The sequence below is a fragment of the Sphingomonas sp. TZW2008 genome, from assembly GCF_002117915.1.
GTDB lineage: Bacteria > Pseudomonadota > Alphaproteobacteria > Sphingomonadales > Sphingomonadaceae > Sphingomonas.
In genome coordinates this window covers 26,181-51,542 of record NZ_BDJB01000006.1, presented here as the reverse complement: position 1 = coordinate 51,542, position 25,362 = coordinate 26,181, and the positions used below count along the sequence as shown (strand labels likewise).

General features: G+C 66.4%; 32 protein-coding genes. 21 read left to right on the top strand and 11 right to left on the bottom strand.

The features are described 5' to 3' along the window. Nucleotides 1–4 precede the first annotated feature (4 nt). The 4 genes from arsC to B7L05_RS08535 form a co-directional block, all read right to left on the bottom strand. The gene (arsC, locus tag B7L05_RS08550) at nucleotides 5–448 is read right to left on the bottom strand and encodes an arsenate reductase (glutaredoxin) (protein ID WP_058733678.1); all 444 of its coding nucleotides are present in this window, start codon (nucleotides 446–448) and stop codon (nucleotides 5–7) included. Between the two features lie 11 nt (nucleotides 449–459). Then, nucleotides 460–792: a helix-turn-helix transcriptional regulator gene (locus tag B7L05_RS08545; RefSeq protein WP_041043227.1), complete on the bottom strand. Its 333-nt coding sequence runs from the start codon at nucleotides 790–792 to the stop codon at nucleotides 460–462. Nucleotides 793–864: 72 nt separating this feature from the next. Beyond that, the gene (locus B7L05_RS08540) at nucleotides 865–1,347 is read right to left on the bottom strand and encodes a hypothetical protein (protein WP_058733677.1); all 483 of its coding nucleotides are present in this window, start codon (nucleotides 1,345–1,347) and stop codon (nucleotides 865–867) included. A 69-nt stretch (nucleotides 1,348–1,416) separates the two neighbouring features. Continuing rightward, on the bottom strand, nucleotides 1,417–2,154 hold the full coding sequence (locus B7L05_RS08535; protein WP_144037199.1) for a hypothetical protein: 738 nt from the start codon (nucleotides 2,152–2,154) through the stop codon (nucleotides 1,417–1,419). 213 nt (nucleotides 2,155–2,367) lie between these two features. Between B7L05_RS08535 and B7L05_RS08530 the strand changes: the two genes are divergently transcribed. The 3 genes from B7L05_RS08530 to B7L05_RS08520 all read left to right on the top strand — a co-directional run bounded on the left by B7L05_RS08530 (nucleotide 2,368) and on the right by B7L05_RS08520 (nucleotide 4,434). Next, nucleotides 2,368–2,754 carry a DUF3768 domain-containing protein gene (locus tag B7L05_RS08530; protein ID WP_041043230.1) on the top strand — a complete coding sequence of 129 codons (387 nt, stop codon included), beginning with the start codon at nucleotides 2,368–2,370 and terminating at the stop codon, nucleotides 2,752–2,754. A gap of 127 nt (nucleotides 2,755–2,881) precedes the next feature. Continuing rightward, the gene (locus B7L05_RS08525; RefSeq protein WP_041043231.1) at nucleotides 2,882–3,139 is read left to right on the top strand and encodes a hypothetical protein; all 258 of its coding nucleotides are present in this window, start codon (nucleotides 2,882–2,884) and stop codon (nucleotides 3,137–3,139) included. 2 nt (nucleotides 3,140–3,141) lie between these two features. Beyond that, on the top strand, nucleotides 3,142–4,434 hold the full coding sequence (locus tag B7L05_RS08520) for a Fic family protein (protein WP_085809872.1): 1,293 nt from the start codon (nucleotides 3,142–3,144) through the stop codon (nucleotides 4,432–4,434). A gap of 7 nt (nucleotides 4,435–4,441) precedes the next feature. Here the strand turns inward: B7L05_RS08520 and B7L05_RS08515 are convergent, their stop codons facing one another. Both B7L05_RS08515 and B7L05_RS08510 read right to left on the bottom strand, forming a co-directional pair. Continuing rightward, on the bottom strand, nucleotides 4,442–5,074 hold the full coding sequence (locus B7L05_RS08515; RefSeq protein ID WP_085809871.1) for an SOS response-associated peptidase family protein: 633 nt from the start codon (nucleotides 5,072–5,074) through the stop codon (nucleotides 4,442–4,444). Between the two features lie 32 nt (nucleotides 5,075–5,106). Continuing rightward, complete coding sequence (locus tag B7L05_RS08510; protein ID WP_235904173.1) at nucleotides 5,107–5,538, bottom strand: helix-turn-helix domain-containing protein; 432 nt, start codon at nucleotides 5,536–5,538, stop codon at nucleotides 5,107–5,109. A 68-nt stretch (nucleotides 5,539–5,606) separates the two neighbouring features. On the opposite strand from B7L05_RS08510, the gene B7L05_RS08505 reads away from it, so the two are divergent. The 8 genes from B7L05_RS08505 (at nucleotide 5,607) to B7L05_RS08470 (ending at nucleotide 14,532) form a co-directional block, all read left to right on the top strand. Next, nucleotides 5,607–6,269 (top strand): cation transporter, encoded by a 663-nt coding sequence (locus B7L05_RS08505; RefSeq protein WP_085809869.1) that lies wholly within the window; start codon nucleotides 5,607–5,609, stop codon nucleotides 6,267–6,269. Nucleotides 6,270–6,288: 19 nt separating this feature from the next. Continuing rightward, complete coding sequence (locus B7L05_RS08500; protein ID WP_066779386.1) at nucleotides 6,289–6,624, top strand: hypothetical protein; 336 nt, start codon at nucleotides 6,289–6,291, stop codon at nucleotides 6,622–6,624. Between the two features lie 63 nt (nucleotides 6,625–6,687). Further along, nucleotides 6,688–7,953 carry a TolC family protein gene (locus tag B7L05_RS08495; RefSeq protein WP_085809868.1) on the top strand — a complete coding sequence of 422 codons (1,266 nt, stop codon included), beginning with the start codon at nucleotides 6,688–6,690 and terminating at the stop codon, nucleotides 7,951–7,953. Beyond that, nucleotides 7,950–9,122 (top strand): efflux RND transporter periplasmic adaptor subunit, encoded by a 1,173-nt coding sequence (locus B7L05_RS08490; RefSeq protein ID WP_085809867.1) that lies wholly within the window; start codon nucleotides 7,950–7,952, stop codon nucleotides 9,120–9,122. Before B7L05_RS08495 ends, B7L05_RS08490 begins: the two co-directional genes overlap by 4 nt. Before the next feature lie 3 nt (nucleotides 9,123–9,125). After that, nucleotides 9,126–12,353 (top strand): efflux RND transporter permease subunit, encoded by a 3,228-nt coding sequence (locus B7L05_RS08485; protein WP_085809866.1) that lies wholly within the window; start codon nucleotides 9,126–9,128, stop codon nucleotides 12,351–12,353. Next, nucleotides 12,350–12,958: a cation diffusion facilitator family transporter gene (locus B7L05_RS08480; RefSeq protein WP_085809865.1), complete on the top strand. Its 609-nt coding sequence runs from the start codon at nucleotides 12,350–12,352 to the stop codon at nucleotides 12,956–12,958. Before B7L05_RS08485 ends, B7L05_RS08480 begins: the two co-directional genes overlap by 4 nt. Continuing rightward, on the top strand, nucleotides 12,955–13,872 hold the full coding sequence (locus tag B7L05_RS08475; RefSeq protein ID WP_066779372.1) for a cation diffusion facilitator family transporter: 918 nt from the start codon (nucleotides 12,955–12,957) through the stop codon (nucleotides 13,870–13,872). Before B7L05_RS08480 ends, B7L05_RS08475 begins: the two co-directional genes overlap by 4 nt. Before the next feature lie 324 nt (nucleotides 13,873–14,196). Next, nucleotides 14,197–14,532: a four-helix bundle copper-binding protein gene (locus B7L05_RS08470; RefSeq protein WP_085809864.1), complete on the top strand. Its 336-nt coding sequence runs from the start codon at nucleotides 14,197–14,199 to the stop codon at nucleotides 14,530–14,532. 36 nt (nucleotides 14,533–14,568) lie between these two features. Here B7L05_RS08470 and copD read toward each other — a convergent pair whose 3' ends face one another. Next, entirely contained in the window at nucleotides 14,569–15,498 is a 930-nt protein-coding gene (gene copD / locus B7L05_RS08465) for a copper homeostasis membrane protein CopD (RefSeq protein ID WP_066779366.1), read from the bottom strand. A 1-nt stretch (nucleotide 15,499) separates the two neighbouring features. Then, nucleotides 15,500–15,871, bottom strand: coding sequence for a copper homeostasis periplasmic binding protein CopC (gene copC / locus B7L05_RS08460; RefSeq protein ID WP_041043251.1), 372 nt, complete (start codon nucleotides 15,869–15,871; stop codon nucleotides 15,500–15,502). Between the two features lie 120 nt (nucleotides 15,872–15,991). Here copC and B7L05_RS08455 point away from each other — a divergent pair, with 120 nt between their 5' ends. The 9 genes from B7L05_RS08455 (at nucleotide 15,992) to B7L05_RS08415 (ending at nucleotide 22,831) form a co-directional block, all read left to right on the top strand. Further along, complete coding sequence (locus B7L05_RS08455) at nucleotides 15,992–16,264, top strand: hypothetical protein (RefSeq protein ID WP_041043252.1); 273 nt, start codon at nucleotides 15,992–15,994, stop codon at nucleotides 16,262–16,264. Continuing rightward, a complete protein-coding gene (locus B7L05_RS08450) occupies nucleotides 16,261–16,701 on the top strand; it encodes a periplasmic heavy metal sensor (protein WP_041043253.1) in 441 nt (146 codons plus the stop codon). Before B7L05_RS08455 ends, B7L05_RS08450 begins: the two co-directional genes overlap by 4 nt. Further along, nucleotides 16,698–17,267, top strand: coding sequence for an RNA polymerase sigma factor (locus B7L05_RS08445; protein WP_041043254.1), 570 nt, complete (start codon nucleotides 16,698–16,700; stop codon nucleotides 17,265–17,267). Before B7L05_RS08450 ends, B7L05_RS08445 begins: the two co-directional genes overlap by 4 nt. 66 nt (nucleotides 17,268–17,333) lie before the next feature. After that, nucleotides 17,334–19,304 (top strand): copper resistance system multicopper oxidase, encoded by a 1,971-nt coding sequence (locus B7L05_RS08440; protein ID WP_058733720.1) that lies wholly within the window; start codon nucleotides 17,334–17,336, stop codon nucleotides 19,302–19,304. A 23-nt stretch (nucleotides 19,305–19,327) separates the two neighbouring features. Beyond that, complete coding sequence (locus B7L05_RS08435; protein ID WP_174236674.1) at nucleotides 19,328–20,506, top strand: copper resistance protein B; 1,179 nt, start codon at nucleotides 19,328–19,330, stop codon at nucleotides 20,504–20,506. Next, nucleotides 20,497–21,234 (top strand): PepSY domain-containing protein, encoded by a 738-nt coding sequence (locus B7L05_RS08430; RefSeq protein WP_052490783.1) that lies wholly within the window; start codon nucleotides 20,497–20,499, stop codon nucleotides 21,232–21,234. Before B7L05_RS08435 ends, B7L05_RS08430 begins: the two co-directional genes overlap by 10 nt. 47 nt (nucleotides 21,235–21,281) lie before the next feature. Next, nucleotides 21,282–21,881 (top strand): DUF305 domain-containing protein, encoded by a 600-nt coding sequence (locus B7L05_RS08425; RefSeq protein WP_201279660.1) that lies wholly within the window; start codon nucleotides 21,282–21,284, stop codon nucleotides 21,879–21,881. Nucleotides 21,882–21,956: 75 nt separating this feature from the next. Beyond that, the gene (locus tag B7L05_RS08420) at nucleotides 21,957–22,331 is read left to right on the top strand and encodes a DUF305 domain-containing protein (RefSeq protein WP_174236673.1); all 375 of its coding nucleotides are present in this window, start codon (nucleotides 21,957–21,959) and stop codon (nucleotides 22,329–22,331) included. 59 nt (nucleotides 22,332–22,390) lie between these two features. Further along, nucleotides 22,391–22,831, top strand: coding sequence for a DUF411 domain-containing protein (locus B7L05_RS08415; RefSeq protein WP_058733718.1), 441 nt, complete (start codon nucleotides 22,391–22,393; stop codon nucleotides 22,829–22,831). 32 nt (nucleotides 22,832–22,863) lie between these two features. Here the strand turns inward: B7L05_RS08415 and B7L05_RS08410 are convergent, their stop codons facing one another. Beyond that, nucleotides 22,864–23,085, bottom strand: coding sequence for a hypothetical protein (locus B7L05_RS08410; protein WP_058733717.1), 222 nt, complete (start codon nucleotides 23,083–23,085; stop codon nucleotides 22,864–22,866). A 415-nt stretch (nucleotides 23,086–23,500) separates the two neighbouring features. After that, nucleotides 23,501–24,253, bottom strand: coding sequence for a MauE/DoxX family redox-associated membrane protein (locus tag B7L05_RS08405; RefSeq protein WP_041043302.1), 753 nt, complete (start codon nucleotides 24,251–24,253; stop codon nucleotides 23,501–23,503). Nucleotides 24,254–24,315: 62 nt separating this feature from the next. Between B7L05_RS08405 and B7L05_RS08400 the strand changes: the two genes are divergently transcribed. Further along, nucleotides 24,316–24,723 (top strand): MerR family DNA-binding protein, encoded by a 408-nt coding sequence (locus B7L05_RS08400; RefSeq protein WP_041043303.1) that lies wholly within the window; start codon nucleotides 24,316–24,318, stop codon nucleotides 24,721–24,723. An 11-nt stretch (nucleotides 24,724–24,734) separates the two neighbouring features. On the opposite strand, the gene B7L05_RS08395 is transcribed toward B7L05_RS08400, so the two are convergent. Next, entirely contained in the window at nucleotides 24,735–25,313 is a 579-nt protein-coding gene (locus B7L05_RS08395; RefSeq protein ID WP_085809863.1) for a recombinase family protein, read from the bottom strand. Nucleotides 25,314–25,362 lie beyond the last annotated feature (49 nt).

The following is a 25,362-nucleotide window of genomic DNA, read 5'->3' as shown; positions in this document are numbered from 1 at the left end:
GGGCTCAGCCGACCCGCTCGCCGGACGCGTCCACCACCTGTTCGCCGTCCTCCTTGGCGAACGCGCCGAGCTGCCCGCTCGGCAACAGATCGAGGACGGCTTCGGACGGGCGGCAGAGCTTCACGCCCAAGGGTGAGACGACCAGCGGGCGGTTGATGAGGATCGGGTGCGCCATCATCGCGTCCACCAGCGCCTCGTCGGACAGTGTGGTGTCGCCGAGCCCCAGCTCCGCATAGGGCGTGCCTTTCTCGCGCAGCAGCTCGCGCGGCGAGATGCCCGCCCGCTCAATCAGCTCGACCAGCAGCGCGCGCGACGGCGGGGTCTTCAGATATTCGACCACGTGCGGCTCGATGCCGGCATTGCGGATCATGGCGAGCGCGTTGCGCGACGTGCCGCACTCGGGATTGTGGTAGATGACGATGTCGACGACCGAGTCAGTCCGGCTCATGGGGCGTCCTTTCAGCAGCAGGGAGCGAGTTCGGCGATGAGCGGCCCGCACAATTCGGCGTTGCCGGCACAGCAATCCTTGACGAGGAACAGCGTTAGCGCGCGCAGCCCGTCGAGGTCGGCGCGGTAGATGATCGACCGGCTGTGCCGTTCGGAGCGAACGAGGCCGGCACGGGCCAGAATACCAAGGTGCGCCGACATCGTGTTCTGCGGCACATCCAGCCGGCGGGCGATCTCGCCTGCAGCCAACCCGTCAGGCTCGTGCCGCACCAGCAGACGAAACACGTCGAGGCGCGTGCCCTGCGCCAACGCCCCCAGTGCCGCGATCGCTAACTCGTTTTCCATATATCCAGCATAGCAGATATATCATAGAGCGATAGGCCTTCTCCCTTACCGCGGTTCGAGTGAATGGGGGGCTTAGGCGGTGTGACGCGCAGGTGTGCCACGTGGCACACCCTGCCCCGCCCCGATCGTCGGCAGCCCATCGAGCAGAGCCAAAAGATCGCCCAGCGCACGCCTGCGATAGGCGTTGTACCACCGGCGCCGGCGATGCTCGGCCGCGTCGTGGATCATGTGGCAGCGCTGGCAGAGCGCGGCGAGATTGCGCGGCGCATTGTCGGTCGGGTCGTGATTGAGGTGCGCGCAGGCGATATACACCCGCGTGAGCCGGACGATCGCGGCGACGTCTGCCCCGACGACACGGATGCGCCGTCCCCGCCCGTCGCGCCACTGTCGGCGATCGGCATCCCACCAGCGACCATCGCCAAGATGGAAGACGCGCGCACCGTGCGGCCGTCGGCAATGCTCGCAGCGGCCTTTAGCGCGGCCGAACCGGATCAGCCTGGACAGCTCGGGCCAGTCGATCGGGTACAGCCAGCGATGTTCCGGCATGATCGGCATGACGATTCTATGAGTCAGGGCCGAGCGGAACGAAAGCAGAAAATCACGGTCCGCACCGCGGGCGGCACATCACTCGCGCCAGCGCTGCCCATACTGAGCTAAGCGAGCCTCGATTTCGTCGATCCGGCGCCGCTGCGCCGCGGTGAGCGCCGCCATGACTCGCTTGAAAGCGGCCGGCTTCATCGTTCGGAGCTGGCCGATATCGCTGTCGCGGCGCAGCCGCACCTTCCAGTCGGCCGGGCGATACTCCACCCCGGCCGAGCCGAGCCGCCAGAAGATCATCGCCACCTGGTTGGGGGTGAACGCACCTTTGTCGTCGACGAAGGCGATGAAGTTCTGCGCGTCGAAGTCGGGTGCCTTGCGACCGAGCTTGAGCAGCGCGGTCATGACGCGTTGCTTGCGCGCGTCCTCCACCAGGCCGCGGCGGTGACGGTCCACCAGCTTTCCCGTATCGCGTGCATCGAGCCGTCGCCCTTGCTCGTCAATGCCGGCGATCTCGAAGCGCTTGATGCACTCGGAGCCGACCAGCAACGACGCGGACGTGCCGTCGTTCTCGATCTCGAAATGGTAGCGAAGCTCCTGCTGCCCGCACAGCTCGCAGGTGCCGTCCGCCGCTTCGAGGTCGAAGAAGCGCCCCGTATAGGTCCACTCCTTGAGCGCGGCGCCAAGGGTGCTCGCGCGGCTGAGCGGTAGCAACGACGCCGACGCCCGCTCCGCCCAGTTCGACATTCGCGCTTCCCCCCGAAGTCCCCTCCCGAACCTTATCCGTTTGTCTGGCGCGGGGCGACCCGCGCCGGGGAACGCCAAGGGCGCCGCCCTTTCGTTCCCGAACGACAATCTTGCCGCCCGTGTAAGCCGCCAAGCGCGGCGCCCGGCCCCGTCGGTGCCGGCCGCGCTAGGGCGGCTCGCCCGCGCCAGCTTACCAAGATTCTCGTTCCCCTCCCCATCCCGTCCTCGCCGGACAGGCAGGGCCGTGAGGCCGAACGGCCTTGCGGCCCATGCCAACAAGGAGGATCACCCATGCCGACCCCCGAGCAGATCGACACCATCCGGCGTCTCAACGATGCGGCGCGTACCCACCCTGGCCTCGCGAGCCTCGCCAACGTTACGATGGGATTCCAGGCCCTCCCCGAGCTGGACCGTTTCGCCGCGTTGGTCGCGATCACCCGGTTCACGAAGTTCGATGGCAACAACGACCCTCATGGCGAGCACGATTTCGGCGCGATCTATAAGCTCGCAACCGGCGCGTGGACGCAGGACCGTCCGGACGATGCAAAGGCGGTTGTGCAGACGGTGTTCTGGAAGATCGACTGCTACGACACGAGCCTCACCTACGGCAGTGACGCTCCGTGGAATCCCGAGCAGACTAAACGGGTGCTGACGATCATGCTGGCCAGCGAATACTAACGCCTGTGGCGTAGCGATCCGCGCTCGATTGAGCGCGGATCAACCGTGCCGAAACGGACCTGCGCCAACGTGATTTGTTGAGAAATCGCGGGGGAGCGCGTAGGGTTAACGGCGAAAGGATGACGCGATGGCCCAGATCAATCTCGACACGCTGCGCGAGCGCATCCGCTCCATGGACTTTGAGCGTGGCACCCCCGAGCAGATCGCGCTCTGGCGCGAGGACGTAGCAGAGGCGCGCGCCAACCTCGTCATCGAGGACATGACGCCGACCGGCGACGAGGATGCCATGTTCGCCATGATGCTCGATGAGGGTGTTCCCCCTTCGCTCATGCCGTCCATCATCCTCGGCCTCTACAAGCCAGGAACCCACCAGATCGCGGCCTGACCTTGGCAGACGATCCCTACACCTATCCGGGGACCGACACGCTCCGGAACCGGCTTGGGATCACGGACGACAAGACCCTCATGGAGGCCGAGCGGAGGTTGACCTTGGCGCGCGGCGCAGAAGCCGCGCGCCTCACCTTTCCAGCGACGACGGACGGCTATCGCGCCCTACATCGGCACCTCTTCCAGGACCTTTACGACTGGGCGGGTCAGGATCGCACCGTCAATATCGCCAAGGGCGGCTCCAGTTTCGCGCACGTGCCTTACATCGCGCGCGAGCTCGATAAGCGGTTTGCCGATACGCGGGCGGGCGATGCGCTGAAGGGCCTCGCCCGCGACGAGTTTTTCGACCGGCTCGGCAACCACATCAACGAGATCAATGCCATCCACCCTTTCCGCGAGGGAAACGGGCGGACGATGCGCCACCACGCGGCGCAGCTCGCCCGCGATGCCGGCCATCCCATCAGGATCGCCTCGATCGACAAGACCGCGTGGATGGACGCGTCCCGGCATGGCTTCCTCACCGGCGATCATCGGCCTATGGCCGCGGTGCTCGCCGAGGCGGCGATCCGTCGCGACCTTGCGCCCGAAGCGCGGATCGGTCCCGCCGGGATAGCCTTGCTGCCTCAACGTGCGCCGCCCGAAGGGCAGCGCTACCGGGTGACGCTGACCAAGGCCCGCGAGGAACTGGATCGCTATCTCCCGGCCGCCCGCCAGCAGGCGGCCGACCGGCTACGCAGCCTCATTCGAGAAGGCGCCCCCTCCCCGGTCATCGCCAACGCCCGCACCGAGCTGGCCTATGTCCGCCACGCCAAAGGCCCGATCTACCAGTCACACCTTCTCACCTATCTTGGCGTGCGTCAGGTCGATGCGGTCATCACCCCGCAGCAGACTCCGCTTGAGCGCGTCCGCGAGATCGGCGCGGCTCTCGGCGTCCAGATCAATTCGCAGCAGCCAGCGCAGCTCCAGCGCGCCGTTCGCTCGCTGGAGCGGCCGATCCTGCCGCCTGGGGCTTCGCCAGGCCAGGAGCGGCTCGCCGAGCTGTTCCTGAAGAACACGGCCGAGAAGAACCACGCCGACCCACGTCTCGCGCCCGCCCAGACGATCGTCGACGACGCCATGCAGAAGGCGCGCGAGCGCGGCGAAAGCGCGCGCATGGTCAACACGGTCGGGGAATCCACTCGCCAGCTTGTCGCCGACCGGATCAAGATCGGGGCCGCGCTCGAAGGGGCGTCCGCCCCGCCTTCCTCACCGGGTACACCGCCCCCGGATCGCGGGAAGGATCGGAGCCGCTAGGCTTCGCCTAGCGTTCGGGGCGTCGGGTCGGGAAGACTGGTCCCCTCACCGTCATCTTGGCGGGGTCATAGGGCTTCTGCAGCGCGACGATCTCGTCATAGCTACCGCGCAACCAGGTATCGATGTCCTCAGGTTCGAGGATCGTAATCATCGCCTTCGGGTGGATCGGCGCGACGAGCGTGTTGGGGTCACACGTCACCATCGTAAAGCCGTTCCCGCCCTCGACACGCTGCCAGAAGCCCGCGACGGCGAATACAGGCTGGTCGGTCACGCCGAACCACATCTCCCCTTTCAGCGGCGGTTTGCCGTCGCCCAGATCGTGCTTGTCAGGCGTGAACTCGCAGAACTCGGTCAACGGCACCAGACAGCGGTTCTCCGGCTTCTCTGCCAGCCTGCGCCATTGCGGGAGGCCGAGCTGGCGCACGTTGGTCATCGGCCACGCCGCCTTCCCGCCGAGCACGTCCCAGGTCATCACGTCCCAGGCTCGCTCCCCGCCCTGTTCGCGGATGACATAGTTGCGGCTCTTGGGGCGCAGCTCGCGCGGGTCAAACCGGTTGTCGCGGGGCCGCTCGCTAAACAGCTTCGCGGCCGATCCCCATAGGGTTTCGGGCTCATTCGACATGCGAGCGCGGTTGCACATGACCTCAGATATACCGATCCGATCGACTTCGCCTAGCGAGCCACCGGGAACTCCTCGACCTCCGCGCTCGGACCCAAGGCTTCGATGATCCTGCAGTCGGCCACGGTGTTGCGGCTACAGGAGTCGATCAGCACGTCCAGCTCGCCCGCGAGCGCCGTCAGGTCGGCGATCTTCCGCGTGATCGCATCCCGATGTTGGTTGGCGATCACGTCCACGGCCATGCAGGATTGTTCGCGACGATCGGCGAGCGCCATCAACTCCCGGACCTGGTCGATCGAGAAGCCGAGATCGCGCGCCCGACGGATGAAGGACAGGCGCCGCAGATGCTCGCCCTCGTAGGTCCGGTAATTTCCGGCCGACCGCGCTGGTGCCGGCAGCAAGCCGATCTGCTCGTAATAGCGGATCGTCTCGACCTTTGTGCCCGTCGCCGAGGCCAGCTTCCCGATCGTCAGTTTCTCAGACACAGTGCTTGACCCTCTAGCGACTAGAGGGTGCATATAGGCTGCCAGATCGATTCTATCGAGGTGGCGAAATGGCCTGCACGAGCTGCGCGTCTGATAAGGCGGGCACCCTCAACGACCCGAAGTGGCGGCGCGCGCTGTGGATCGCGCTCGCGATCAATGGCGGTATGTTCGCAATCGAGATCGTCGCAGGGATCACGGGCGGGTCGAAAGCGCTCCAGGCCGACGCGCTCGACTTCTTCGGTGACGCCGCCAATTACGCCATCAGCCTTGGTGTCGCCGGAATGGCGATAGCCTGGCGCGCGCGCGCAGCGATGCTGAAGGGAGCGACGCTTGCCCTGCTCGGGCTCTATGTTCTGCTCGCGGCGGGGTGGGGTGCGCTCCACGGCGCTGTGCCCCATGCCGAGGTCATAGGCGTCGTGGGGATTGCGGCGCTGATCGCGAATGCCGTGGTCGCGGTGATGCTGTATCGCTTCCGCAGCGGGGACGCGAACATGCGTTCGGTGTGGATCTGCTCGCGCAACGATGCGATCGGCAATGTCGCCGTGGTGCTGGCCGCAGGCGGCGTCTTCGGGCTGAACAGCGCGTGGCCCGATCTAGTGGTGGCCGCGTTGATGGCCGTGCTCGGTCTGTCGGGTGGATTCCAGATCATGCGACAGGCGCGGGCCGAACTGCGATACGCTTCCACGCCTGCCCCTTCCACTTACAGGCAGCCGTTACATGGCGTTCGCTAAGCTGCTAAGGCGAAGGCCGATGCATCGGCTTTCCGCCTTGTTCCTCTGTCTCATGCTCGTGCTGTCGCTTGGGCTGGGATCGGTCGCGCATGCGACCGAAGGCGTGAGATGCGTCGATACGGCCGCTGCCAGCTCGCTTGAACATAGCGATGGCGACGGGGACCAGGTGCCGGCCGATGCCGACAAGTCCTACCCGCACCATCATGGCAGCTGCCACGGCCATCATATCGGTGTTCCGTTCGAGGCTGGTCGTGTCGCCTCCGTGAGCGGGCTGCCCATGGCGCCTGCCGCGTGGAGCGACGACCCGATGGCACGGATGTCATCGGACCCAGCTCTGCGACCTCCCCAAGCCTGACAAGCGCCTAATCCGCCGGGAGCTTCCCGCGCGGCAATCCAGGTTCGTCAGGAGTTCGTCACCATGTCCCGTTTCATTGCGGCCTTATTGGCCGTGGCGTCGTGCGCGTCGATCGCGCACGCGCAATCATCTGAGCCGGCATCGACCAGTCCCCCGCTCACGCTGGAGCGGGCGCTGGCGCTCGCCGGCGCAACCGCGCCCAGTCTCGAAGCCGCCACAGCAGGGGTCAGGGCGGCCGAGGCGGGCCGGACCGTCGCCGGCTATCGCCCCAACCCGTCGATCGTTGCCGAAACCGAGAACATCGCCGGCAGCGGCCAATATCGTGGCCTCCGCAGTGCGGAGACGACTGCAGGCTTGGCGCTCCCGATCGAGTTGGGCGGCAAGAGGTCGGCCCGGATCGCGGTCGCAGAGGCGATCGGCAATCGGGCGCGGATCGGAACGGCGCTGGCCGAGGCCGACCTCCGGCTCGCCGTCACCCAGCTCTACATTCAGGCAGCATCGGCCGAACGCCGCCTCGTCACAGCTCGCGAACAGGCCGGTATCGCCCGGGAGGCGCTCCGCGCAGCCGGTGTCCGCGTGCAGGCGGGGCGTGCGTCACCGCTCGAACAGCAGCGTGCCGATGTGCTGCGTATCAACGCAGAGACGGCGGTGGAACGTGCCCAGCGGCTTGCCGAGGTGGCGCGGGACAATCTCGCGCGTCGGATCGGCCAGCCCGTGACCGGGCCGCTCGACCTCGCATGGTATGATCGTGTTGAGGGCTTTGGACCGGCACGGCCGATCGAACCCGGTGGTACGCTGGCACTGGCGGCCGCCCGTGCCGACGCGACGACGGCCGAGGCACAGGTCCGGCTCGCCCGATCGCAGCGCATTCCCGATGTGACGTTGAGCGCCAGCGCACGACGGCTCGAGGCTACCAACGACGTCGCCGCGGTGTTCGGGGTCTCCATCCCATTTCCCGTCTTCAACAACGGCAAAGCCGCCATCGCCCAGGCGCGCGCCCAGAGCGACCAGGCGCAGGCCCTGCGGCGTGCCGCCGAGCTGGACGCGGCGCAGGACATCGCGAACGCCCAGGCGGAGGTGGCGAACGCCGCCACGTCCGCACGCAATGCGAGCGGTCCGGTGCTGGCGTCGGCTGCCGAGGCTGCGCGCATCGCCCGGATCGGCTACCGCGAGGGCAAGTTCGGCCAGCTCGACTTGCTCGATGCCGAGCGGACCCTGTCCGAGACGCGCACCGCCGCGATCGACGCGCTCGCCACCTATCATGACGCAAAGGCACGCCTGGAACGGCTCGTTGCCGCCGCGCCCTCTCCTGAGGAAAACAATCAATGACGAAGAACATCAAGCGGGCGCTGGCGCCCGTGACGCTGGCCCTCATCCTTGCGGGATGCGGCGGGACCGGCAGCGGCGGTGAAGCCGGCGAGAAGGTCGGAGCCGAGAAGGCCGAAGGTGCCGAGGCCAGCGAGGCCAAAGAAGGTCCAAAGGATGCCGTCATCCTCTCCGCGCAGCAGATCGCGGACGCCGGGATCGAGGTCACGCGGCCAACGGTCGGCGGGGAGGCTGGTGCGATCGAGCTTTCGGCAACGATCGAAGGCGATCCGCAAGGCGTGCAGGTGGTATCGGCATCGGTGGGCGGGCGGCTCGTCTCGCTGACCCGCAATCTCGGCCAGCCTGTCGGTCGCGGCGATCCGCTCGCCGTTATCGAGAGCCGCGAAGCAGCCTCCCTCAAGGCAGAGGTGGAGGCCGCTCGCGCGCGTGCCGCCCTCGCGCAAACGAACCTTCGTCGTGAGCAGCGCCTGTTCGCCGAGCGCGTCTCGCCGGAACAGGATCTTGTCGCGGCGCGGACCGCCGCGACCGAAGCCAGCATCGCGCTTCGCCTAGCGCAGCAGCAATTGTCCGCGACCGGCAGCGGGGGCGGTGCGCTCAACCGCATCGCAGTGCGCTCACCAATCGCCGGTCAGGTCATCGCGCGCTCGGCTACGCTCGGGCAGACCGTTGCAGCCGACGCCGAGCTTTTCCGGGTCGCCAACCTTTCCAAGATCACGGTTGCGACCTCGCTGGTGCCCAGCGATGCGGGCCGGGTGAAGCCCGGTGCCCGCGTCGAGGTAACAGCGGCGGGGCGCCGTCAGGAAGGGCGCGTCACGTTCGTCTCGCCCATTCTGGACGAGACGACGCGCTTGGTGCCGGTGATCGTCACCCTCGACAATGGCGGCAGCACTTGGCGCGTTGGCGAGACGGTCAATGTTTCCATCCTGGTTCCGGCAACCGGCGACCGTACCGTCGCCGTGCCGTCGGCTGCGGTCCAGATGATCGAGGACAAGTCGTTCGTCTTCGTGCGGACCCCGACCGGCTTTCGGGCAACGCCGGTGACATTGGGGCGCACCAACGGCGGCCAGGTCGTCGTGACGTCCGGGCTGACCGGTTCGGAGCGGATCGCCTCCACCAACAGCTTCACGCTCAAAGCCGAACTCGGCAAGGGCGAAGGCGGGGACGAGGACTGAACCATGATCGGTCGCATCGTCACCCTCTCCGTCGAGAAGCGTTGGCTAGTCCTGCTTCTCACCGTCGCCGCTGCGCTGCTCGGGATAGGCGCGCTGCGCCAACTCCCGATCGACGCCGTTCCCGACATCACCAATAACCAGGTGCAGATCAACGTCGTCGCCCCTGCCCTTTCCCCCGACCAGATCGAGAAACAGGTCGCGTTCACGGTCGAAACCGCGCTCGCCGGCATCCCTGGCCTCGAATATACCCGTTCACTCAGCCGCAACGGCTTCGCCCAGGTCACGGCCGTCTTCACCGAGAAGACCGATATCTACTTCGCCCGTCAGCAGGTGGCGGAGCGGCTGCGGACTGCGGAGGAAGACCTTCCCGAGGGCGTAAACCCTGAAATGGGGCCGATCGCGACCGGGCTCGGCGACATCTTCATGTGGACGGTCGAGTACCGTGAACTGGATCAGGTCCATCACCGCAACGGTGAGCCCGGTCTGCAACGCGACGGCAGCTACATCACGCCGGAAGGCGATCACCTCGTCAGCGAGGCCGACAAGGCCACCTACCTGCGCACTGTCCAGGACTGGATCGTCACGCCGCAGCTCAAGAGCACGGAGGGACTGGCGGGGGTCGACTCCCTTGGCGGGTACACCAAGGAATATCTCGTCGTCCCCGACGTGCAGCGCATGGCCGCAATGCGGCTGACGCTGCAGGATCTCACCACGGCGCTGGAGCGCAACAACACCAGCGCCGGCGCCGGTGTCGTCAACCGTAACGGCGAAGGGCTCTCTGTCCGCTCCGACGGGCGCGTGCGCAACGCCGACGAGCTTGCCCGAACCGTCGTCGCCACCCGCGAGGGTGTGCCGATCCTGCTCAACCAGATCGCAACAGTTCGGACCGGCCAGGCTCTGCGCATGGGCTCCGCGTCCGAAAACGGCCATGAGGTGGTCGTCGGGACCGCCGTCATGCGGATCGGCGAGAACAGCCGTACCGTCTCGACCGGGGTCGCCGAACGGCTGACCCAGATCGGCCGCTCGCTGCCGGTCGACGTTGTCGTGAAACCGGTGATGAACCGCACCGAGCTGGTGAACTCCACCATATCGACGGTCGCCCGCAATCTCGCCGAAGGCGCGCTGTTGGTCATCGTCGTCCTGTTCGCCTTGCTCGGCAACTTCCGGGCGGCGCTGATCGCGGCTCTCGTCATCCCGATCACGATGCTGCTCACCAGCATCGGCATGTTGGAGGCGGGCGTTTCGGCCAATCTGATGAGCCTCGGCGCGCTCGACTTCGGCCTGATCGTGGACGGTGCCGTCATCATCGTCGAGAACGCATTGCGGCGCCTTGCCGAAGCCCAGCATGGCCGGGACGGCGAACTGACGATGGAACAGCGGCTCGGGCTGGTCGCCGCGTCCGCCCGCGAGATGATCCGTCCGTCCGTTTACGGGCAGGCGATCATCATCCTGGTCTATGCGCCCTTGCTGACCTTCACCGGTGTCGAGGGCAAGATGTTCGAGCCAATGGCGCTCACCGTCATCATCGCACTCGTGTTCGCCTTCATCCTGTCGCTGACCTTTGTGCCCGCGGCGATCGCCATTTGGCTCAGCAAGCGGGTGGAGGAGAAGGAAAGCCGGGCCGTGACGTTCCTTCGACAGCGCTACGAGCCGGGGCTCGATGGGGCGATGCGTCGCCCGACGCTCACCATCGGCATTGCGGTCGGCGCTTTGGCGCTCGCCGGTGTCGCCTTCACCACCTTGGGGCAGGAGTTCCTGCCGCAGCTCGACGAGGGCAATATCCTCGTCCAGGCCGTGCGGATCCCGGGCACGTCGGTCGACCAAAGCCAGGCGATGCAGTTCCAGGTCGAGAAGGCGTTGGCCAAGGTGCCGGAGGTCCGCTTCGCCTTCTCGCGCACGGGCACCTCCGAGATCGCATCGGACCCGATGCCAGCGAACGCCACGGACACCTTCGTTATCCTGAAGCCGAAGGCGCAGTGGCCCGATCCAGGTCTCTCCAAGGAAGAGCTTGTGGAGCGTCTGGAGAAGCGTCTCTCCACCCTCCCCGGCAACGCCTACGAGATCACCCAGCCGATCCAGATGCGGTTCAACGAGCTGATCGCGGGCGTGCGCGGCGACATCGCCATCAAGGTGTTCGGCGACGATTTTGGCGAGATGAATGCGACCGCGGACCGGATCGCCGGTATCCTTCGCCGGACCCGGGGTGCCGCAGACGTGCGGGTCGAACAGACCGAGGGCCTGCCGATGCTCGATATCCGGCCGAACCGCACCGCCATGTCGCGCGTCGGCGTAACCGCCGGCGACGTGCAGGACACGGTTGCCGCAGCGATCGGTGGTCGGCAGGCTGGCATGATCTTTGAGGGGGATCGCCGCTTTCCCGTCATGATCCGAATGGCCGAAAGCTCGCGCTCGGACCTCACGGCGGTCGCTCAGGTGCCGGTACCGACTGCCGGTGGTGGCTTCGTACCGCTGTCGACCGTCGCCGATATCGCTGTCGTCGATGGTCCCAACCAGATCAGCCGGGAGAACGGAAAGCGGCGCGTGGTGGTGCAGGCGAACGTCCGTGACCGCGACGTGGCGGGCGTCGTTGCCGATGCCCGGGCGGCAATCGACGCTCAGGTAAAGCTGCCGGCAGGGACGTACCTCGAATGGGGAGGCCAGTTCGAGAACCTTGCGTCCGCTCGGGACCGGCTCGCTATCGTGGTGCCGATCTGTTTCGTGGTCATCATGCTGCTGCTCTACGGGGCGCTCGGCTCCGTTCGGGATGCGCTGATTGTGTTCACCGGCGTCCCTCTGGCGCTGGTGGGAGGGGTGCTCGCGCTTGTGCTGCGCGGGATGCCCTTCTCCATTTCCGCGGCCGTCGGCTTCATTGCGCTATCCGGCATCGCAGTTCTCAACGGGTTGGTCATGGTGACGTCCATCCATGACCTGATGCGCGATGGCATGGATCGCGCGGCTGCGGCGCATCGAGGCGCGCTGGCCCGGCTCAGGCCTGTCGCGATGACTGCGCTTGTGGCTTCACTCGGTTTCGTACCGATGGCGCTGGGACATGGAGCGGGCGCCGAGGTGCAAAAACCGCTCGCAACCGTGGTTATTGGCGGCCTCATATCCGCGACGCTGCTCACATTGTTCGTGCTGCCGACGCTCTATGCCCGTTTCGGCAGCCGAGAGCTGCCGGTCCCGGAAAGCGATCGGCAAACTGCCGCTCCTGACGAGAAGGTGCCGGCATGAGCGAAGAGAGCTTCGACCTCGACACGGCCGAGAAGCGCCGGACGCTTTGGATAGTCCTGTTGCTCAATCTGGGCCTGGCGGCAGGCTTCGGGGTGTCCGGCGTCATGGCGGATTCCAGCGCCCTGATCGCAAACGGCTTGGACAACGCCTCCGATGGCATCGTCTACATCATCAGCTTGCTTGCCCTCTCGCGCTCACAGGCGTGGAAGCGGGGGGCCGCGGTGACATCGGGCATCCTGCTGCTGCTCTTTGCCGCGGGTGTGCTGCTCGATGCCGGGCGGCGCTATTTCTCGGGAAGCGAGCCGATCGGCCCCACTATGATCGGGATGGCGATCATCGCGGCGGTCGTTAACGGGCTTTGCTTGTGGCTGTTGAAGCGATTGCGCGAGCCCGATGTGAATATGCGCGCTGCGACAACCTTCAGCCTCAACGACTTCGTGTCCAATGGGGGCATCATTCTAGCCGGCGTGATCGTCGTTTGGACGGGCCAGAACTGGCCTGACCTTATCGTCGGCATCGCTGTTGCCGCTATCGCGGTGAAAGGCGGCCTCGAAATCCTGCGAGACGCTCGCTCGGACGCGGGCACGAAAGGAGCCAATCAATGAGCGCAGGCCATGACCATGGGGGGCATGCCCACGACCACACCGCTGGCGCGAATGCCCAGATGCTGAGCTGGGCGCTGGCGCTCACGACCGCCTATCTGGTTGCCGAGGTTGTTGGTGCGTTCGTCTTCAACAGCCTCGCGCTTCTATCTGACGCAGCTCATATGCTGACAGACGTGGCAGCACTGGTGATTGCGCTGCTCGCGATCCGGTTCGGACAGAAGCCGGCCGACGACAAGCGGACGTTCGGCTATAAGCGGTTCGAGATCCTGGCCGCTGCTTTCAACGCCCTGCTGCTCTTCGGTGTGGCGATCTACGTGCTGGTGGAGGCGGTGCAGCGCTTCCGCCAGCCCGAGGCGGTCCAGTCGACCGGGATGATGATCGTCGCCGCGATCGGCCTGGTGGTGAACCTCATATCCATGAAGCTGCTCACGTCGGGCAAGGATGCGAGTATGAACGTCAAGGGCGCCTACCTTGAGGTCTGGGCCGACATGATCGGGTCGGTAGGCGTGATCGCGGGTGCGCTCGCGATCCGGTTCACCGGTTGGACGTGGGTCGATCCGATCGTCGCGGTGGGGATCGGCTTATGGGTGCTGCCCCGAACATGGGTGCTGCTCCGGGACACGACCAACGTGTTGCTCGAGGGCGTTCCTGGAGGGATCAAGCTGCCCGAGTTGCGTGCCGGCATCGCCGGCCTGTCCGGCGTGGCTGGCGTCCACGACCTCCATGTCTGGTCGATGGCCTCGGACGACATCAACTGCACCGCACACGTCACGCTTGCCGAGGGTGCTGACGCCGATGCGATCAGGAAGTCGGTTGCGGATATGCTCCATAGTCGGTTCGGGATCGAGCATTGTACGATCCAGACCGAGGCCGCGGCTGAGCAGTGCGAGGATACCGGGCACCTGCACCCGTGAGCGTGCGGTGACGATAAGGAAGCCGCGGCGCTGGACGGAAGAAGCCGACGCGGAGCTTCGCCAGCGAATTGCCGCGCGGCAGCCCTTGGCGACGATCGCGAGGGAGATGGGTAGAACGATGGATGGCGTTCGAGGGAGGGCGGCTGCGCTGCGGGTCGCCCTTCCGTCTCCTACGCGGCCCTGGCGTGAAACAGTGAAGCGGGGGCCTGCGCCGAAGCCGATGAAGGATCAGGCTAAAGGTGACGAATGAAGGCACCCGGCTGAGGGACGAGCCGGCGCCGTGCGTACTCCTCAGTGGGCGGGGGCTCACGCGGAGAATGACCGATGCACCATCAGATGAGCGCGGAGATGCAGGCTTGCATGGACGCCTGTCACCACTGTCACGTCACCTGCCTTTCGATGACCACGCAGCATTGCCTTCAGGTGGGCGGCGCACATGCCGCGCCCGACCACATCAAGATCATGCTCGACTGCGCGCAGATTTGCGCCACCTCACTCGACTTCATGGCCCGCGGGTCCGACCAGCATAAGGTCGTATGCGGCATCTGCGCTCAGATCTGCCGGGCTTGCGCGGAGAGCTGCCGGGGGCTCGACGGCATGGAAGAGTGCGTCGCCGCGTGCGAGCGTTGTGCCGACGCATGCGAGAAGATGGCCGCCTGATCGGTGACGGGCGGGTGGCGATCTGCCGCCCGCTCCTCACATCGCCGTTGCGGGGGGCTCGAGCATCCCCAGCCAGGCGACCAGCGCCAGGATCGTGACGGCACAGCTCGCCTCGATCGCGAGGCTGCGCCACAGAGCACCAAGCGCGGCCCGATGATCGCCCGCGGCAACCGAGCGCTCGAAAACCGGCGTCAGCCGGAAACGATTGAGGGAGGCCAGCCCCAGCATCGCGCCGAACAGTACCAGCTTGGCGAGGAGGAGCTGGCCGTAAAGGGTGGTCAGAAGTCTCGGTAAATTGCCGGCACCGACCAGCAGCCAGCCATTGACCAGGCCCGTCACAACGATCGTGCCGACCACGAGCGTGCCGACCAGACCGAAGCCGTGCAACGCCCGGTGGGTCAGTCTGAGATGCGCGACGTCGACGCGAACTGCCGGTCGCACCACGAGCAGCGTCAACCCGAGCAGTGCGCCGACCCAGGCTCCGGCCGCCAACAGATGCAGAATATCGGCCAGCAGATGGACCCAGCCCGTCGCGCCCTCATCCATCGCGCCATGGCCTGTCCAGGCGAGCGTCGCGAGCGCAATGCCCGCCGCGAGCGCCACCATGCCGAGCGGCGCGGTACGTCCTGCCGCGATCAGCGCGGCGATCACGGCCACAATCAGCGCGACCATGCGCGCTTCCCACGCCGTGCCCGTCGCGGAGCCGGTGATCAGCATTCCGATCGCTTCCCGATCGATCGGCCACGGCGGCGCTCCAGCCATTGCCGCGGCGAGCAGGACGAGCGCAATGCCTGAAAACAGAAGGCCGAGCAGCCCGGTCCCCACCAGCCAAGGGCGCAAGGCGAGTGCGTCTGCGCGCTCCCCGGCCTTGAGCCCGTAGAGGCTGAACGCCGACAGGCCGAACAGCCCGCTCAACGTCGCATAAAGCGCGAAGCGGACCCCGATCAACGGCCAGTCGGCATCCACCTTACTTCACCGCGAAGGCGAAGTTGCCCGACACCCGATGCGTGTCGGCCGAGACGACGTGCCATGCGACGCTGTAGCGGCCCGCGCCGAGCGGCGACTTGGGCACCACGACCAGCGTTCGGCCATCGGGTGCAACCTGGGTGGTGGTTGCAACCTTCATCGGTGGGTGCGTGGTGCCGCCATGGCCCGTCATCATCAAGTCCGCACCGGAGAATTTCGGCATCAGCCTCTCGCTGAACTGCAAAGCGACACGCGCGGGCTTGGCAACGGTCGCGTTGGGCGCGGGTGAGGCCACAACGAGCTTCGGGTGAGCCTGCGCCGCACTGGCGAGGCTCAGGAGAGTGAGGGCGGCAGGAAGGGCGAGACTACGCATGGGGTACTCCGACGAGGTTCGTGCACCCTTCTACGCGGCGCGCTGCCCGACCCCTCACCGGCGGTTGAGGGATGATGGGCAGCGATGCGTATCCGATGATAGAGGGGTGGAGTGGAAAGCATGGACGATCTAGACAGAGCATTGGCGCGACTAGCGGGCGCACCCGCCCCGGCCGCTTTGGAGGGTATCGAGGACCAAGTCCTCAGACGGATCGGCAGCCGCCCCGCCGTGCGCGGAGCCGGGCTCGGGATCGGTGTGATAACCGCCGCGGCGCTCGGTGTCGGGATCGTCGGTGCCGAGCTGCCCGCGACGGCAAGCCCTGCCGTCTCGCTCGCGCCGCTCGGCGGAGCCTCCCCCCTCGCTCCTTCCGCGTTGCTGATCGGCGAGCCATGACCTCGACCAAGCGGGTTGTCCTGTGCGCCTTGCTCGCCTTCCTGGCAGCGATTGGTGGTGTCTTTATCGGGCGCGCGCTGCTGCCGCAGCCCAAGCAACCCGGTGCGGCGCTCCACGAGGTGCTGCACCACAAGCTCGCGCTCGATGGCGACCAGCAGGCCCGATTGAAGGTGCTCGAAGACCGGTTCGCGGTGCAACGCCGCGCCCTCGAGCTGGAGATGCGTGCCGCCAATGCCCGCCTTGCCGAGGCGATCGAGGCCGAGCACGGCAATGGTCCGCGAGTGGCCGCCGCGGTCGACCAGAGCCATGCCGCGATGGGCGAGCTGCAGAAGGCGACGCTGGCGCACATCTTCGCCATGCGTCAGCTTCTCCGGCCCGATCAGACCTCTCAATTCGATGACGCGGTGGTGAAGGCGCTCACCGACGGCCAGGGGTGAGCCTCGATTGGACCGCGCTGTCGGATGGCGAACTGGCGACGCTCAGCATCGCCGGCCGACAAGCCGCTTTCGCCGAGATCGTGCGACGCTATCGGCAGCCGATGTTCCGGCTTTCGCGCGCCTTCCTCGGCGATGCCGACGAAGCGCTGGACGTGACGCAGGAAGCGTTTGTGGCCGCGCATCAGGCCTTGTCGCGCTACGACCCCAACCGATCGATGCAGGCGTGGCTAACGACCATCGCCGTCAACAAATGCCGCGATTGGGCGCGTAAGCGTGCCGTGCGCCGGTTTCTGTCGTTCGCGCTGCCGAACGACGAACAGGTCCAGAGCATCGTCGACGAACAGGTGCCGATCGACGACGCAGCCGGCGATCGGCAGGAACTCGACCGCGTGACGCGCGCCATCTCGACCCTGCCGGCTAACCTGAAGGAGCCTCTGGTACTTCGGACGATCGAAGGGCTGAGCCAGGCCGAAACGGCCGAGGTGCTGGGGATCAGCCAGAAGGCGGTGGAAACTCGCCTTTATCGCGCGCGGGCGCGGCTGCTCGAAAAACTAGGGAACCGCTGAGGGTTGGACAGATCGGCCGCGTAGAAGGGTCGACGGCCCTTCACGGCCCCATTCTTAGGAGCTTGCATGTCGCGCGTTCTCGACCGCCGCCAGGTGCTGCGCGGTGCCAGTCTGGCAGGCGGCGGCCTCGCCTTGTCGGCCTATATGCCGGCATGGGCACAGCCCGTCTCGGCCGGCATCGCCAAGCCGTTGCCCACGGTGTCGGGCGAGGACATCACGCTCAAGGTCGCGCATCAGATGATGATGATCGACGGGCGGCAGAGCCACGCCATCGGCATCAACGGCACCGTGCCCGCTCCGCTCATCCGCTTGCGCGAGGGGCAGAACGTCCGCCTCCACGTCGTCAATGAGCTCGACGAGGAAACCTCGATCCACTGGCACGGGCTGCTTCTCCCCTTCCAGATGGACGGGGTTCCCGGGATCGCCTTCCCCGGCATTCCGGCGCGATCGACGTTCACCTACGAGTTCCCGATCATCCAGAGCGGCACCTACTGGTACCATAGCCATTCGGGGCTTCAGGAGCAGGAGGGGCATTACGGCCCGATCCTGATCGACCCGAAGAACCCCGATCCGGTGAAGTTCGACCGGGAGCACGTGATCGTGCTGTCCGACCACAGCTTCCACCACCCGCACTACCTCTTCGATCGGTTGAAGAAGGAGTCGGGCTACTTCAACCGCCAGCGCCAGACCCTGGCCGGGCTTCTCGCCGGCAAGGATCAGTCGCTGAAAGAGCGGTTGGAGTGGGGCAAGATGCGGATGGACCCCGCCGACGTCGCCGACGTCACGGGCTCGGTCTACACCTACCTGGTCAACGGCTACGGCCCCAAGGACAATTGGACCGCGCTATTCCGCCCCGGCGAGCGGGTGCGGCTGCGCTTCATCAACGCCTCGTCGATGACCACCTTCAACGTCCGCATTCCGGGCCTGCCGATGACGATCGTCGCGGCCGACGGCTTGAACGTGCGCCCGGTCGAGATCGACGAGTTCCAGTTCGGCCCGGCCGAGACCTATGACGCGATCGTCACCCCGCCCGACCTGCGCGCCTATACGCTGGTCGGTGAGAGCATCGATCGCTCCGGCATGGCCCGCGCGACGCTCGCTCCGCGCGAGGGCATGGCGGCCGAGGTGCCCCCGCTCCGCAAGCGCCCGCTCGCGACCATGAAGGACATGGGCATGGGCGGCATGGATCATGGCACGATGGACCACGGCGGCATGAATCATGGCGCCATGGGCGGCGCTGCGGGTTCGATGTCCGGCATGGACCATGCTGCGATGGGGCATGGCGCGGGCACCGGCGCGATGGCGGGTATGGATCATTCCCAAATGAACCACGGCGCGGCCGGCACCGCGGCAGGCGGCATGGCAGGCATGGACCACGGCCAGGCTCAGGGCGGCGCCATGGCCGGTATGGACCATGGCTCCGGCACGATGCCGGCGATGAACGGCGATCAGATGGGCGGGATGGACATGGGCGGCATGAGCCATTCCATGCGCGATTTCAGCAATGCCCCCGAGGTTAAAAAGGGACCGGGCGTGCAGACCATCTCGCCGATGCCGGTCGATCGGACCGGCGATCCCGGGCAGGGGCTGGAGAATGTCGGGCATCGCGTTCTCACCTATCGCGACCTGATGGCGCTCGACCGCAACCCGGACACACGCGCACCGGAGCGGGAGATCAAGCTCCACCTCACCGGCAACATGGAGCGCTATATGTGGGGCTTCGACGGCGAGAAGCTGTCGGAGAACCCCGACCCGATCACGCTGCTTCACGGCGAGCGGGTACGGGTGACGCTCATCAACGACACGATGATGGGACATCCGATCCACATCCACGGCCACTTCTTCGACCTGGTGACCGGCAAGGGCGCCTATGCCCCCCGAAAGCATACGGTGCTGGTGCAGCCGGGAGGCACGGTGAGCTGGGACGTGACCGGCGAGGAAGGCGACTGGGCCTTCCACTGCCACATGCTCTACCACATGCACGCGGGCATGATGCGCGTTGTCCAGGTCCGCAAGGCCGGGGAGGCCGCGGCGTGATCCGGTCGCTCCTCCTCGCCGGTATGGCGCCGCTCGGCCTTGCGACACCCGCATTCGGGCAGACCATGGACCATTCCATGCACAACATGCCGGGCATGACGATGCCGGCAAAGCCGGCCGCCAAGCCGAAGGCGAAAGCCGCGGCCAAGTCCGCGACTAAGCGTAAGGCTCCCGTCCGACGCACCGCGCCGCGGCGCGCGCAACCGGCGAAGACGCAGGCTGCCGACCCTCATGCCGGGCATGACATGAGCGGGATGCAGGGAATGGATATGAGCGGTCAGCAGCAGGCTGCGCCCACCCAGAACCCGCACGCCGGGCACGATATGTCTGCTATGCCGGGCATGGCAGCATCGACAGGTGCGGGGCAGGACCCGCATGCCGGCCACGACATGAGCACGATGCCGGGCATGGCGATGCCCGGCGATCAGCCCGCTGCCAAGGTCGGAACCGACCTTCCCCCCGGCAACAAGCCCGCTCCCGCTCCAGCCGGGGACCACCTCGCCGATCGTTTCTGGGGCGCGGACGCCATGGCCAGCTCGCGCGAGAACGATCTACGCCGCGAGCATGGCGGAATGACCGTCTATCAGATCCTCTTCAATCTCGCCGAATATCAGGCTCGCAAGGGTGGCGACGGCTATCGCTGGGATGGCGAGGCCTGGATCGGGGGCGACATCAATCGCTTTACGCTAAAGAGCGAGGGCGAAGGCACGTTCGGCAAGCCGCTCGAACAGGCCGAGGTGCAGGCGCTCTACAGCCGCGCGCTCGATCCATACTGGAACCTTCAGGCGGGCGTTCGCTACGACTTCAAGCCCAACCCCTCGCGCACCTACGCGACGGTAGGGATCGAGGGGCTGGCCCCCGGTTGGTTCGAGGTGGAGGGCGCATTGTTCCTCTCCGACAAGGGCGACGTGCTTGGCCGTGCGGAGGGCTATTACGACCAGCGCATCACCAACTGGTTCGTGCTCCAGCCTAGGGTGGAGGCCAATTTCTCCGCGCAGGACGTGCCCGAAACCGGCACCGGCTCCGGGCTCACGGACCTCGAGGCCGGGCTTCGGCTTCGCTACGAGGGCCGGCGCGAGTTCGCGCCCTACATCGGCGTGTCGTGGGAGCGGCAGTTCGGCGACACCGCGCGCTTCACCCGCGCACGCGGTGACAATACGGGCGGCTTCAGCTTCGTCGCGGGCGTGAGGACCTGGTTCTGAGCCCGCGGCTCCGCCTCCATGTCGGGGCAAGCAAGGTTCACCGCTGGCTTGCGCTCCTGATCGGGGCGCAGGCGATCGTCTGGTTCACCAGCGGGCTCGTCATGAGCCTGCTGCCGATCGACACCGTGCATGGCGATCACCGGATCGACCGGAACGTCGAACCGGCCCTGATCGCCACTCAGGATTTCGCGCCCGTCCCTGCCCTTCTCGCATCGGCCGGAGCGCCGGTGCGTCAGCTCCAGCACCGGATGCTGCTGGGGCGGCCGATCGTCGAAGCCCAGCTCGGCGACGGCAAGGTGCGTTTGCTGGACGCCCGCACCGCAAAGCCGCTGCCCCCGGTCGACGGCCCGGCCGCAGCGCTGATCGCAAGGCAGGCGTATCGCGGCGAAACTGGTTCGGCGCCCGTCGTCGAGCGGATCGAGCGCCTCAGCACCGAGTACCGCGGTGCCCTCCCCGCCTGGCGTGCTTCCTTCGCCGATGACGACGGGACCCGCATCTACGTGGGCGCCGAGACGGGGCGGCTGACATCGGTCCGGACCGGCACGTGGCGGCTCTACGACTTCTTCTGGGGGCTTCACATCATGGATTGGACCGAGCACGAGCGGTTCAACACGCCGTGGCTCAACGCTTTCGCAGCGGGCGGACTCGTGTTCGCTGTCGCCGGGGCGATCCTGCTCTTCATGCGCTGGCCCCGTCGACGTCGCAGAAAAGCTCAAGGGGTCCGCTAGAGAGCTGCGTATCCTTCAGTGGGTGGGGCCGCACAGGAGAGCGCATCATGAACCACGACGACCCCGGCTCCAAACAGGGCGGTATGGGGATGAGCTACGGGCGCTTCGCCGCGATGATCGCGACGTCGACGGTCGTGATGTTCGGGCTCATGTACCTCAACACTTACGCGCTCGCCCATGTCGAATACAGTCAGACCCGGACGTGGATGGCGATCGTCATGGGCGCCGTGATGGCGCTCATCATGATCGGCTTCATGTGGGGCATGTATCCCGACCGACGGGCCAATCTCGGCATCGTGGCGGCCTCGATCGCGGTGTTCGCCGGTGCCTTGTGGCTTGTCCGCAGCCAGGAGACGGTCGGAGACGTTGCTTATATGAAGGCGATGATCCCGCATCACTCGATCGCGATCATGACCAGCGAGCGCGCTCACATCAAAGACCCCGAGGTGCGGAAACTCGCGGACGGGATCATCGACGCTCAGGTCCGCGAGATCGCGCAGATGAAGCGCTACATCGCCCGGCTTGAGGCGCACCCCACGCCCGACAATGCGCCCGACCTCCCCTCCTATCGCGACAAGCAGGTGCCTCCCCCGCCCCCCGAAACCGACGAGAGCGTCGGCGTCAACACGCTTCAGCCGATCCGCTGAGCAACATCGCTTGAGGGCTAATCGGTTTGAGCCCGTATCCCTGTTGAGCGGGAGTTTTGACGCAGGAGCGACACGATGAAGAAGATGATGATTATGGCCGTCGCGACCGCCCTCGGCGCGGCTCCCGCGGTCGCCCAGATGCAGGGCATGGACCATTCCGGCATGAACCACGGGCAGATGATGCGGCCGACGCCGGCGAACCCGTACCCGCAGGCCGAGATGGACATGCATCAGAAGATGATGTCGGCGATGGGTGCCGATGCCACCGAGACGTGGGTCCGCAAGATGGTCGAGCACCACCGTGGCGGCATCGCCATGTCGCGTATCGTGCTTCGCGAGACCAAGGACCCCAAGGTTCGCCAGATGGCCACCAAGACGATCGCAGAGCAGACCCGCGAGATCGGCGAGTTGAACGCCTGGCTGCGGGCGCATGGCAAGAGCGCCCAGTAATCGACTACCGTCCCTCCCCCCGTCACCGTGCGGGGGGATGGCCACCCGGGAACTCAGATATGGATCGCTTTCGCCTTCTCGCCGCCGCGCTGGCGTGCGCTACCCCTGCGGGGGCTCTCGCCGCGGGTCCCGTCCTGATGCATCGCGACCCGGGTTGCCCCTGTTGCGAGAAATGGGCGCAGCAGGTGAAGGAGCAGTTCGGCCGCGCCGTCCGCGTCGTCGACGATGCGAACCGGCCGGCGTTCATGAAGGCACGCGGCGTGCCTCAAGACCTCGCCTCCTGTCACACTGCCATTATCGACGGCATGACCTTCGAAGGGCACGTTCCGATTGCCGACATGAAGCGCGCCTTGGCCACGCATCCGAAGGGCGTCACCGGCCTCGCGGTCGCCGGGATGCCGATGGGCTCACCGGGCATGGAAATGCCGGGCATGAAGGCCCAGGCCTATGACGTGATCGCGTTCGGGCCGAGCGGCCGCAGGGTGTTCGCCCGCCATTGAAAAGGGGAGGCGCGAACGCCTCCCCTCCCAGCTTACTTCTTCTGCATGCCCGACATGTCGTGACCGGCGTGCTCGCCGTGCTTCATGTCCTTCATGTCGGCGCAGCAATCCTTCTTCGCGCCGTCCTTGTCCTTGCAGCAGTCGGCGCCATCCTTGCAGCACTCCTTCCCCGCGCAGCAGTCAGCGGCGGCAAAGGCCGTGGCGGGAACGAGCGCGAGCGCGATAGCCGCGCCGATGAACTTGATGGTCTTCATGTGTAATTTTCCTCAAACGCACTGATTGATCGGAATCCACGTCGATCAGGCGGTTCGAGGAGGTGGCGGTGCAGGACCGCCCGAGCGACCAACAAGGGCATGAGGCTCGGGTGCGGGCGGATCCGTCCGCACGGCGAGCTGCGGCGCGGGAGACGTGTGAACGTCGAGGGCCGTTGCGATGCAGGCTCCTACGCAGTCCACCGAAGGGGCCTTTTTCACGGGCGTGGGCGGCGCTCGATCGCAATCGGCTATTCCGGCATGCGCCTCCGCAGGCGGAGCAGCCTGCGCGATGGCCTCGCACATTGGGCCCATCCGCACGAACAGCATCGCGCCCAGCAGGAGCAGAGCGAGTGTGCGGGCGAGGCGGCCGAAGCTCATGCGGCCCTTCTAGGCTGCGCCGGGACGCTGCACCAGATCAGTGCGCGACGCCCAGCACCATCCAGATAGCCATGGCGACCATCATCACGTTCTCGGTGAGCGACAGGAAGCCCAGCGGCACATTGCTGTCACCGCCCACGCACGCGCATTTCAGCTCGCGCTTGTCGACATACACGGCCTTGATGACCGAGACCGCCCCGATCGTCCCGATCACCAGCGCGATCGGCACCGACAACCAGGTCAACACGCCGGCCGCCATCAGCACGCCCGCCGCGCCTTCCGCGTAGGGGTAGATATAGGAGTATGGCACCCAGCGCTTCGCGAGCAAGTCGTAGTTGAGGAACATGGTCGCGAACTTCTCGACGTTCTGGAGCTTCAACAGCGCCAGCACACACATGGAGAAGGCGATGAACCACTCACCGGCGCGTACCGTGAAGGGTGTGCCGAGCACGGCATAGCTGGCCGCCAGCGCCATTAATGCCGTCATCGCAAACACAACCGCGACCGGCCGGTAGGTCACCGCCTTGGGGTCGGCCACGGTCTTGCCGAAAAACCGGCGCAGATCGTCGTAGCCGCCTACCCGCTCGCCACCGATGAAGGTCTGGGGTGTCGTTTTGACCCCGTGCTCGGCTTTGAATGCGTCGGTTTCCTCGCGCGTCGTCAGCCAATGGTCCTCGACCTCGTAGCCGCGTCGGTGCAGCAGGTCCTTTGCCTTCAAGCCGTAGGGGCAGGTGTGCGTCGGCATCACCATGCGGTAGATCGTTGCCTTCTTGGGCGCCGCGGTCGCCATGTTCTTCTCCACCATGTTCGCGACACCTATATAGGGGCCGTACCATGGTACGGAGTCAAGGCATGGCCGACGTGACAATTGCGGGGCTCGCGCGCGAGGGCGGCGTCGGTGTAGAAACGGTCCGCTATTATCAGCGCAGAGGGTTGCTCGAGACGCCGGAGAGGCCTGAAGGATCGGGCTCGAATGGCGGTATTCGCCGCTACACAGCAGACGATGTTCGCCGGCTCCGGTTCATCCGATCGGCGCAGGCCGCTGGCTTCACGTTGGAGCAGATCGGAGAACTGGTGGCGCTGGACGCGACCGACGATCGCGCTCGGGCACGCCAGCTTGCCAACGAGCGGATCGCGGCGCTGGATGCAAAGATCCAGGAGCTGAAGCGCGTCCGCGCATCACTCCAGCGGCTTGCTCATGAATGTGGGTCGGGCTCGGAAGGCCCCTGCCCCATTCTAACCGCGTTCGACGCCGACTGATCCGGTCGGTGCTATACCCCTTCCGCGCTGATCGCCTCTTGTTCCGGCGCGGGAAGGTGGCGGTAGAGCGTCGGGACCGAGACGCCGATCGCCGGCGCGATCTCGCGCATCGGCATTCCGGAGGCCAGGAGCTTACGGGCCGCCTCGAGCCGCTTGGGCGTCATCACTGTCTTGCGGCCGCCTACCCTGCCCTCGCGCTTCGCCACCATCAGTGCGGCCGTCGTGCGCTCGCGGTTCAGGTCCCGCTCCATCTCCGCCATCGCCGCCATGATGTGGAAGACGAGCTTGCCGGCGGTGCCGGCGGTATCGATGCCATCCGTCAGCGACCGGAAACCGATGCCCCGGTCCGCCAACTCCGCCGCAAGGTCGACCAGGCCTTTCATCGTTCGGCCGAGCCGGTCGAGCTTCCAGACCACCAGCACGTCGCCGGCGCGAGCGTGTGACAGGGCTTCGGCCAAGCCGATCCGGTTCGCCTTCGCACCGCTCGCCTTGTCGCTGAAGGTCCGCTCACACCCCGCTTCACGCAGGGCGTCGAGCTGCGGCGTCAGATCCTGTTCGGGGGTCGACACCCGCGCGTAGCCGATCAGCATGGCACCTTCTCAAAACTCATCTCACGTGCCTAACACGACCGATCGCAAT